Source organism: Nocardia sp. NPDC004168 (assembly GCF_040610355.1).
Lineage (GTDB): Bacteria > Actinomycetota > Actinomycetes > Mycobacteriales > Mycobacteriaceae > Nocardia > Nocardia sichangensis.
Genome location: NZ_JBEXME010000021.1, coordinates 75290 through 85883, shown reverse-complemented (window position 1 = coordinate 85883; position 10594 = coordinate 75290). Strand labels below are relative to the sequence as shown.

At 68.9% G+C, this 10594-nt stretch carries 6 protein-coding genes and 1 pseudogene; 5 read left to right on the top strand and 2 right to left on the bottom strand.

What is annotated here, in order from left to right; genetic code table 11:
• Positions 1 to 343 (bottom strand): annotated as a pseudogene (locus ABZW96_RS28680) (hypothetical protein); the annotation flags it as partial.
• A 72-nt stretch (positions 344 to 415) separates the two neighbouring features.
• Here ABZW96_RS28680 and ABZW96_RS28675 point away from each other — a divergent pair.
• From ABZW96_RS28675 to ABZW96_RS28660, 4 genes are all read left to right on the top strand, one after another.
• Positions 416 to 1156, top strand: coding sequence for a DNA polymerase III subunit gamma/tau (locus ABZW96_RS28675; protein ID WP_355078735.1), 741 nt, complete (start codon positions 416 to 418; stop codon positions 1154 to 1156).
• A 289-nt stretch (positions 1157 to 1445) separates the two neighbouring features.
• Positions 1446 to 2660 carry an acetyl-CoA C-acetyltransferase gene (locus tag ABZW96_RS28670; protein WP_355078734.1) on the top strand — a complete coding sequence of 405 codons (1215 nt, stop codon included), beginning with the start codon at positions 1446 to 1448 and terminating at the stop codon, positions 2658 to 2660.
• A 115-nt stretch (positions 2661 to 2775) separates the two neighbouring features.
• A complete protein-coding gene (locus tag ABZW96_RS28665; protein WP_355078733.1) occupies positions 2776 to 4926 on the top strand; it encodes a 3-hydroxyacyl-CoA dehydrogenase NAD-binding domain-containing protein in 2151 nt (716 codons plus the stop codon).
• Between the two features lie 113 nt (positions 4927 to 5039).
• Positions 5040 to 6137, top strand: a complete 1098-nt coding sequence (locus ABZW96_RS28660) for an esterase-like activity of phytase family protein (RefSeq protein WP_355078732.1) — start codon at positions 5040 to 5042, stop codon at positions 6135 to 6137.
• On the opposite strand, the gene ABZW96_RS28655 is transcribed toward ABZW96_RS28660, so the two are convergent.
• Positions 6134 to 6616 carry a MarR family transcriptional regulator gene (locus ABZW96_RS28655; RefSeq protein WP_355078731.1) on the bottom strand — a complete coding sequence of 161 codons (483 nt, stop codon included), beginning with the start codon at positions 6614 to 6616 and terminating at the stop codon, positions 6134 to 6136. The two genes, ABZW96_RS28660 and ABZW96_RS28655, sit on opposite strands and share 4 nt — an antisense overlap.
• A gap of 390 nt (positions 6617 to 7006) precedes the next feature.
• Here ABZW96_RS28655 and ABZW96_RS28650 point away from each other — a divergent pair, with 390 nt between their 5' ends.
• A complete protein-coding gene (locus ABZW96_RS28650) occupies positions 7007 to 10588 on the top strand; it encodes a protein kinase (protein WP_355078730.1) in 3582 nt (1193 codons plus the stop codon).
• The last annotated feature ends 6 nt before the right edge of the window (positions 10589 to 10594 follow it).

Genomic DNA, 10594 nt, shown 5'->3' with positions numbered 1-10594 from the left:
CGGACGGGGTTCTACCGCCGGGCGGGAGCAAGGGGCTGATGCGGCTGCCGGACGGGGTTCTACCGCCGGGCGGGAGCAAGGGGCTGATGCGGCTGCCGGACGGGGTTCTACCGCCGGGCGGGAGCAAGGGGCTGATGCGGCTGCCGGACATGGTTCTACCGCCGGGCGGGGGCGCGGGGCTGATTCGACTGCCGAGCAGGGATCTGCTGCCGGGCGGGAGCAAGCGGCCGGCCAGGCTGCCGGGCGGGGTTCTGCTGCCGGGGGCGAGCGCGGGGCTGATTCGGCTGCCGAGCGGACCGTCGGGCACGGCGATCAGGCTCGGTCCGCCGCGCCGGCGTCTCATGCGACCGGTTCGTCCGCGCAGGAGCTCGCCGCCGGTCCTGTTGCCACACCGAGCGCTGATCTGTTGCGGGAAGTGGAAGCCGCCTGGGCGGACATTCGCGCCAAAGTGCGTGAGTTCGGTGCGGCCGTGCAGGCGATGCTCGCCGGTGCGTCGGTCGCCCGGGTGGAGGGCGAGGTCATCGTCTTCGCGCACCAGCACGCGCCGCTGGCCAAGCGCCTGTCCGATCCGCGCAACCTGGAGGCGGTCCGGTCGGCAGTACGGGCGGTGCTCGGCCGCGACCACGAGGTCCGCTGGGAAGCGGGCGGCGCCGCGCCACGGCCCGCCGCCGCGCCGCGATCGGGCGGTGCCGCGAACCGACCCCGCGGGCAGGCGGGCAACCAGCCTGGACGTGAATCCGGCAACGCGGCGACCCGTGGTTCGGCCGCGCCCGCGCCGCGCTTCTCCCGCCCGAGTCAGGCGAAGAACGCGAACGCCGACAAGGCCGGCGGCGCGGGGCGTTCCGGCGCAGGCGGCGCCGACAAGCGCCCGTATCCCGCGGACGACGATATCCCGCCGCCCGACTACCCCGACCTACCCGACGACCCCGGCCCCGCGGACTATCCGCGGTACGACGCCGGGCCGAGCGCGGGCGACGCGTCGACCGACCTGGACTGGGACGGGGCCCGGGTCATTCCCGCCTCGACCCCGGAAGAGGAGCAGGAGATGATGGCAGCCGCGGCCGATCCGGTGGCTCCCGGCGACCGTCGCGACCCGGACGAGGTCGCCCTCGAATTGCTGAAGAGTGAGCTGGGTGCCACACGATTGGATGGTTGACAACCACCGTTCTCGCAACGTTAAGTTAACCGGAGTTCGCACTCCACGGTAGTATGGACGGGTAGCCGGGAGCTTCGGTACGCCGACGTTCTATGGTATGCCCAGGCGTACGGGCGACCTGGCCGTACGTTCGTCCTGTCTTGCCTGGTTTTGTACAGCGTTAGGAACGGTCGGTCGCAAGGCCGGTCGGCGAGGTCAGCCGCAGCCATGCCGCACCCGCGGTGTCGCCGCACACCAGCGCTCGGACGGACGAAAGTCCGGCCGCCGCACATTGAGGAAGGAACACTCCATGACCACAGAGGCCTACATTTACGAGGCCATCCGCACTCCGCGCGGCCGTGGCAAGAAGAACGGCTCGCTGCACTCGGTCAAGCCGATCGACCTGACTGTCGGTCTGATCCAGGAGCTGCGCGGGCGCTTCCCGAACCTCGACGAGGACCGGATCTCCGACCTGATCCTCGGCGTGGTCGCGCCGGTCGGCGATCAGGGCGCGGACATCGCCCGTACCGCGGTCACCGTGGCAGGCCTGCCCGACACCGTCGGCGGCTTCCAGCTCAACCGCTTCTGCGCCTCCGGCCTCGAGGCGGTCAACCTCGCCGCCCAGAAGGTTCGCTCCGGCTTCGACGACCTGGTTCTCGCCGGTGGCGTGGAGTCCATGTCGCGCGTGCCGATGGGCTCCGACGGCGGCGCCTGGGCCCTGGACCCGGCCACCAACTACGACACCTACTTCGTCCCGCAGGGCGTCTCCGCCGACCTGATCGCCACCATCGAGGGCTTCAGCCGCGACGATGTCGACGCCTACGCGGTGCGCTCGCAGGAGCTGGCCGCCAAGGCCACCACCGGCGGCTACTTCGCCAAGTCGATCGTGCCGGTCAAGGACCAGAACGGCATCGTCGTGCTGGACAAGGACGAGCACATGCGTCCCGGCACCACCGCCGAGGACCTGGCCAAGCTGCAGCCGTCCTTCGCCGTGATCGGTGAGATGGGCGGCTTCGACGCGGTGGCGCTGCAGAAGTTCCACTTCGTCGAGAAGATCAACCACGTGCACCACGGCGGCAACAGCTCCGGCATCGTCGACGGCGCCGCGCTCGTGCTCGTCGGTACGGAAGAGGCGGGCAAGGCCTCCGGCCTGACACCCCGCGCGCGCGTCGTCGCGACCGCCACCAGTGGCGCCGACTCCACCATCATGCTCACCGGTCCTACTCCGGCCGCCAAGAAGGTGCTGGCCAAGGCGGGTCTTACCCTCGATGACATCGATCTGGTCGAGATCAACGAGGCGTTCGCCTCCGTGGTGCTGAAGTTCCAGAAGGACCTGAACATCCCGGACGAGAAGCTGAACGTCAACGGCGGCGCGATCGCGATGGGCCACCCGCTGGGCGCCACCGGCGCGATGATCACCGGCACCATGGTCGACGAGCTGGAGCGCCGCAACGGCCGCTACGCCCTGATCACCCTGTGCATCGGCGGCGGCATGGGCGTGGCCACCATCATCGAGCGGGTCTGAACCCCAACCGACAGCTGAGAATTCACGGCGGCGTGAGCGTCAGGCCCGGAGGCGGCAGCCTGCGTATCCACGTAGGGCCGCGAACGCTGCTAATTCACCAAGGAGACACAGAGCTGTGAGCGAAACCAACATGATCGGTTGGGAGCAGGATTCGGACGGCATCGTCGTACTGACGATGGACGACCCGAACCAGGGCGCCAACACGATGAACGAGCTGTACAAGAAATCGATGACGGCCACCGTCGACCGGCTCGAGGCGGAGAAGGACAACATCACCGGTGTCGTCCTGACCTCCGCGAAGAAGACCTTCTTCGCCGGCGGCGACCTGAAGAACATGATGAAGGTCGGCCCGGACGACGCCCAGACGCTGATGGAGGAGCTCACCGAGATCAAGAGCGCCCTGCGTCGCCTGGAGCAGCTGGGCAAGCCGGTCGTGGCCGCCATCAACGGCGCGGCGCTCGGCGGCGGCCTGGAGATCGCGCTGGCCACCCATCACCGCATCGCGGCGGACGTGCCGGGTTCGCAGATCGGTCTGCCCGAGGCCACCCTCGGCCTGCTGCCCGCGGGCGGCGGCGTCATCCGCACCGTGCGCATGCTCGGCCTGCAGAACGCCCTGATGCAGGTGCTGCTGCAGGGTCAGCGCAACAAGCCGGCCAAGGCCAAGGAGATCGGCCTGATCGATGAGCTGGTCGGTTCGGTCGAGGAGCTGATCCCCGCCGCCAAGGCGTGGATCAAGGCCAACCCGGAAGCCGGCGTGCAGCCTTGGGACAAGAAGGGCTTCAAGATCCCCGGCGGCACCCCGTCGTCCCCGGCCTTCGCGGCCAACCTGCCCGCGTTCCCGGCGAACCTGCGCAAGCAGATCAAGGGTGCGAACATGCCCGCGCCGCGCGCGATCATGTCCGCCGCGGTCGAGGGCTCGCAGGTCGACATCGACAACGCGTCGCTGATCGAGTCCCGCTACTTCGTGCACCTGCTCACCGGCCCGGTCGCGAAGAACATGATCCAGGCGTTCTTCTTCGACCTGCAGACGATCAACAACGGCGGTTCGCGTCCGAAGGACGTGCCGAAGAAGGAGATCAAGAAGGTCGGCGTGCTCGGCGCGGGCATGATGGGCGCGGGCATCGCGTACGTCTCCGCGAAGGCGGGCTACGAGGTCGTGCTGAAGGACGTCTCCATCGAGGCGGCCGAGCGCGGCAAGAACTACTCCGAGAAGATCGAGGCCAAGGCGCTCTCCCGGGGCAAGACCACCGAGGAGAAGTCCAAGGCGCTGCTGGACCGGATCAAGCCGACCGCGGACGCGGCCGACTTCGCCGGCGTCGACTTCGTCATCGAGGCCGTCTTCGAGAACACCGAGCTGAAGCACAAGGTGTTCCAGGAGATCGAGGACGTGGTCACCCCCGACGCGCTGCTCGGCTCGAACACCTCCACCCTGCCGATCACCGGTCTGGCGACCGGCGTGAAGCGCCAGGAGGACTTCATCGGCATCCACTTCTTCTCGCCGGTCGACAAGATGCCGCTGGTGGAGATCATCCGGGGTGAGAAGACCTCGGACGAGGCGCTGGCCCGGGTGTTCGACTACACCCTCGCGATCAAGAAGACTCCGATCGTCGTCAACGACAGCCGCGGCTTCTTCACCTCCCGCGTGATCGGCACCTTCGTCAACGAGGCGATCGCCATGCTCGAGGAGGGCATCGAGCCCGCCACCATCGAGCAGGCCGGTCTGCAGGCGGGCTACCCGGCCGCGCCGCTGCAGCTGTCGGACGAGCTGAACATGAAGCTCATGCAGAAGATCGCCAAGGAGACCTTGGAGGCTGCGCAGTCGGGCGACACCACCCTGGGCGTCAAGCGGCACCCGGCGCAGGACGTCATCGACTACATGGTGTCCGAGGGTCGTCCGGGCCGCCTGGAGAAGGCGGGCTTCTACGAGTACGACGAGAACGGCAAGCGCACCGGTCTGTGGCCGGGCCTGCGTGAGCACTTCAAGACCACTGCGGGCTTCGGCGTCCCGCTGCAGGATCTGATCGACCGCATGCTGTTCGCGGAGGCGATCGAGACCCAGAAGTGCTTCGACGAGGGCGTGCTCACCTCCACCGCCGACGCGAACATCGGTTCGATCTTCGGCATCGGCTTCCCGGCCTGGACCGGTGGTGTGCACCAGTTCATCGTCGGTTACCCGGGTGGCCAGGAGGCCTTCGTGGAGCGTGCCGACTACCTCGCCAAGACCTACGGCGAGCGCTTCGAGGTTCCGGCCTCGCTGCGTAAGTAATCGCGCGCCGCGACGCAACGCCGAAGCCCGCCATCGCTTTTCGCGGTGGCGGGCTTCGGCCGTTTTCCGGCCCGTTCGCCTGCGCGTCCGTTCGGCGCGATAGGTTGGCAGCCGTGCCGAGACGTAGTCGCCATGTTCTGATCGCCAGTTGCGCCCTCGCGCTCGCATCGGCCCCGGTGGCGGCCGCCGATCCGGTGACGACGCCATCGGTGCGTTTGCTGGGCGAGCAAGTCGTCGCGTCGAGCCTGGACTTCGCGGGCACCACCGTGGGTGGCCTGTCCGGGATCGACTACTCCGCGCGCACCGGTGAATTCGTGCTGATCAGCGACGATCGTTCGAACAAGAACCCCGCGCGGTACTACACCGCGCGCTTCGAGGTCGGCGAGCGCGGAGTCGGACCGGTGACCTTCACCGGCACGCACCCCCTGCTGACCGCGGCGGGCGCGCCCTACGCGCCGATGTCGGTCGACCCGGAGGAGATCCGGGTGGACCCGTGGACCGGCGATTACTACTGGACGCAAGAAGGCGAGCGGGACGGCGCCCTGCTGCAAGATCCGTCGGTGCGGATCGCGCACCCGGACGGCTCCTATGTCGGTGACCTGCCGATCCCGGAGAACGAGCGGATGCGCCCCGACTCCGGGCCGCAACAGAACCAGGCACTGGAGGCCGCGACCTTCCTCGCGGGCGGCACGTTGTTCGCCACCGCCACGGAAGGGCCGCTGCTGCAGGACGGGCCGGCGGCGACCACGACGAGCGGGGCACTTACGCGGATCACCGTCCAGGCGCGATCCGGGCCATTGCTCGCCCAGTACGCGTATCCGCTGGATCCTGTCTTCGCCGAGTCGCGGCCGCAGCCCGGCCGCGGCGCGAACGGGATCGCTTCGATCCTCGCCGCCGATCCGCTGGACCCCACGAAACTTCTTGTGCTGGAACGGTCCTTCTCGCCGGGCACGCCCAACAAGATCCGCGTCTACGAGGCCGATCTGAGCGCCGCGACCAACATCCTCGATGCCTCGATCGGCGCTGCCCGCCCGGTGGCCAAGCGGCTGCTGGTGGATCTCGACGACGTCGGGCTCGCCGCCGTCGACAACGTGGAGGGCATGACCTGGGGGCCGCGTCTGCCCTCCGGTGAGCGCACCTTGGTTCTGGTCAGCGACGACAATTTCGACAGCCGCCAGATCACCCAGATCATCGCCCTCGCCGTGGCCTAGTCCGTGCCACGCAGCTCCTCGGCGGCGGCCTGGTACGCGGCAGCCGCCCTGGTGAAGTAGTCGAACAGCACCTCGCGCTGTTCGGGTGTGTAGCCGCCGATGATCTCGCCGATGCGCTGCCGTGCGGGAGCGAGCACCTCGTCGAGATCGGCTGGCTTGCCGATCAATTCGACGATCACCTTCCGGCGGTCGCCGGGGACCGGCGCGCGGCGCACGTAGCCCGCGTCCTCCAGGCGGTCGATCAGCCGGGTGGTCGGGCCGGTGGTCAGACCGCTGCGCGCGCCGAGTTCGCCCGGCGTCATCGGCCCGGCCAGTTCGAGGATGTTGAGCGCGTACAGATCGGTGGCGCCCAGATCGACCGCCCGCGCCCCGGCTTGTCCGTGCAGCATGACCGCGCTCAGGTAGCGCCGGTAGATCTCGCGGGCGTCGGCGCGGAGTCCGGGCGCCGTGGCCTCGCGGTCGGGTTCAGGTGTCGACACGGGTATTCCTCCGCACCTAATGTCTGCTCGTATAAAGATAGTTCTACAAAGAAGAAAGATCTCTGAAGAAGTAAAATATCACGGCAGGTCACCACCGCGCCGACCGGGTTCCCGTAGCCGAGGTGGTTGGTCGAATCGCCTCGGGGTATCCGTTCATGTGGACCTGAAGTGGCGGTGGTCACAACCAAGGCGGCATCGGCGCCGAAACCGCTCAGCGGCGCGAAACACGCGGATTCGGAACACACCCGACCTGTTCGGAAACGTCACCCGCGTGATACCGCACCGCGCTACGTTGGAGTATGCGCAGGCATATCGGACACGGCGTCCGGCGGTCGGCGCGGAGTTGGTCGCCGATGTCGCCGATTCGATGTGAGTGTTCGAGGTGATCACATGAATCCACAGACGCGTTCGGGCCGGGTGCGCCCCGAATCCCCTGCGGCCGAGGCGAAGACGCAGCGGCAGCCGCCCGTCGACATCGCCGACGAACTGGAGGCGATGGGCCTGTCCGGTGCGGTGGAGATCGGCCGCGGCGGATTCGGGGTGGTGTATCGCTGCATCCAGACCGCGCTGGACCGGGTGGTCGCGGTGAAGGTGCTCCCCTCGGAGATCGACCAGGAGAGCAGAGAGCGGTTCCTGCGCGAGGAACAGGCCATGGGCAGGCTCTCCGGCCACCCGAACATCGTCGACATACTCCAGGTGGACGTGACGGCAACCGGAATGCCGCTCATCGTCATGCCCTACTGCACCCACGGGTCACTGGAAAAGCTGATTCGCGATCAAGGCCCATTGACCTGGGCGGACTCGCTACGAGCAGGCGTCAAGCTGGCAGGAGCCATCGAGAGCGCGCACCGCGCCCGAATCCTGCACCGCGACGTGAAACCGGCGAATGTGCTGCTCAGTGGTTACGGCGAGCCGCAGCTGACGGATTTCGGCATCGCCCGCATCCCGGGCGGGTTCCGCACGTCCAGCAGCATGATCACCGGCTCGCCCGCGTTCACCGCGCCGGAGGTCCTCAAAGGTGACGAGCCGACCATCCGTTCCGACGTCTACGGCCTCGGCTCGACGTTGTTCGCCTTGCTCACCGGGCACGCGGCCTTCGAGCGGCAGGCGGGCGAGCGGGTGGTCGCGCAGTTCCTGCGGATCACCACCCAGCCGGTGCCCGATCTGCGTGAACAGGACATTCCGCCGGATGTCGCCGGCGTCATCGAACAGGCCATGTCCCCGAATCCGCGGGATCGCCCGGCCAGCGCCTACGAGTTCGGCGAAATGCTGCGCGCGGTGCAGCGCGGCCACGATCAGTTGCCGGACGAGATGGCGCTGCTGGAGACCACGCCGGAGCCCGAAACGACCACCCCGGCAGCCGTGGGCGAACCGACCGCGGTGTGGACCGCCTCCCGTCCCGCGGTCACCGCGCGGCGCAGCTGGCCGTTGACGCTACGGCCCGCCGTCTCCCAGCATCCGGCGGTCGTGCCGGCGACGCCGCCGACGGCCGTGACCAAGTTCTGGCCGCCCACGCCCACGCGAGAGCCGATTCCACGGCCGCGTCTGCTGGACATCCTGCGCGCGGGCGGGCGGCGCAGGTTGGCAGTGATCCACGCGCCCGCGGGCTTCGGCAAGAGCACGCTGGCCGCGCAGTGGCGCGCCGAGCTCAGCGAAGGTGACACCGCGGTCGCCTGGATCGGCATCGACCGGGACGACGACAACGAGATCTGGCTGCTCGCCCATCTGATCCAGGCCATCCGCCGGGTGCATCCGGACGTCGGCGCCGGTCTGGACCAGGTACTGGAGGAACGGCCCGCCGACGCGGCCGCTTTCGTGATTCCCACGCTCATCGACGAGATCCACGCGGCGGGCAGGACGGTCGTGGTGATCGTCGAGGACTGGCAGCGGATCACCGACGCGGGCGCGCATCGCGCGATGGAAGCTCTGCTGGACAACTGCTGCCACCACCTGCGTTTCGTCGTGACCAGCCGGGAACAGTCCGGCCTGCCGACCAGCCGCATGCGAGTGCACGACGAACTGGTCGAGATCGGCTCGGCCGCGCTGCGCCTCAACGAGGCGGAGACCAGGCAGATCCTGGTGGAGCGCAACGGCTTCGACCTGACGCCGGAACAGGTCACCGAAATCCACACCGCCACCGACGGCTGGCCCGCGGCTATCCAATTGGTGGGCCTGTCCTTGCGCGGCAACGCCGACCCAGCTCAGCTGATCGCCACCCTCTCCGAAGGCAACCACGGCATTCGCGAATACCTCGCCGAGAACGTCTTGGACACTTTGGAACCGAAGATGCTCGAGTTCCTGATGTCGATCGCGGTGACCGAGCGGGTGTGCGGTTCGCTCGCCGCGGCGTTGTCCGGGGAGCCGGATGCCGAGCAGCTGCTCGAGCAGGCCGAGCAGCGTGAGCTGTTCCTGCGGCGCATCGAGCACGACCCCGAGTGGTTCCGGATGCAGCCGCTGTTCGCAGAGCACCTGCGGACCCGGCTCGACCGCGTCCACCCGGGGAAGCTGAAGTCGCTGCACCGCAAGGCTTCGCGCTGGTACGCCGAACACCAGCTGCTGCGCAAGTCGGTCGACCACGCGCTGGCCGCGACCGATCTGAAGATGGCGCTGGACCTGCTCGAGGGTGGCGGGATGGACCTGATCGACGGTTCCCGGCTCGCCACGCTGCTGGGCAGCGTGTCGAAGCTGCCGATGCAGCAGGTGGCGTCGCGCTCGAAGTTGCTGATGGCGGTGGCCAGGGCGAACGTCAACCTGCAGCAGTCCGGCGCGGCGCGCAACGCCCTGGGCAGGCTGTCCAACATCCTGGCCCGCGGGTCCACCGGCGACGCCGATGTGCGGGTGCAGCGCTGCCAGGCGGCCGTGCTCGCCGCCTCCGACCAGATCGCGCGCGACCACACCGATGGCGTGCTGGATCGAGTCGCCGACTGTCTGCGGGAGCCGGACGATCTACCCGTGTGGACGGTCTCGACGGCGGCCAACCTGACATCCTTCGTGCGCCTGTGCGAGTTCGACTTCGAGGGCGCGAGGAACATCCAGGAGTGGGCCGAGGAGTACCACGAACGCTCGAAGGATTCGCTCGGCCTGGTGTTCGGTCGCTGCGGCCAGGGCGCCGCCGCCTACGAGCAACTCGACGTGGACACCGCCACGCGCTGTTTCCAGCAGGCCTGGGACTTCGCGCGGGAACGCTCGGGACCGCGCTCGCACGCGGTGCGGGTCGCCGCGGCGCTGCTGGGCGAGATGAGCTACCGCAGGGGCGATCTGGCGACCGCCGACCGGCTGCTCGACGAAAGTCACGAGCTGGTCACCCGGGTCGGTCCGGTGGACTTCCTGATCTCCACCTTCGTCGTCGGCGCCCGGGTCAAGGCGGTCGGGGGAGATCTGTTCACCGCGGCAACGCGGTTGGACGAGGGCGCGCGCATCGCCGCCGACAACCGACTGCCCCGGCTGGCCGCCCATATCCGGGCCGAACGGCTGCGTCTGGGCATGGCGCTGGAGTCCGCGGATCGCCGCTACACCGACCTCAGTGAATCCACGCCGCTCCAGGCGGCGCATCGGCTGACCGGCGCCGCCCTGCTCACCGCCGAAGCCGAGGAACTCGCCGCCATCCGCGCACTGCTCGCCGAACGCCGGCTCGGCTCCGACGACCGGGCGGTGCGCCGCGCCCGCGCGCTGTCCGACCACACCCGCCAGAAGCACCGCCCGCGCGCTCAATTGGACGCCGCGCTGCTCCTCGCGGAATGTCTGGCCACCGCGGGCTGGGTCGGTGAGGCCACCAACCTGCTGCTGCCCGCCGTCGCGACCTGCGCCGACCTCGGCTGGACCAGGCCGCTGCTGGACGCGGGCCCCGGCGTGGTCGGCATCCTGCGCGTGCTGCGCGCCGACCTGCCCGCCTCCGCGCAGGTCGGCGACGTCGAACTGCCCGCCCCGTTCCTGGATGAACTCCTGAACGAGGCGGGCAGCAACGCCTTCTGAACGTCC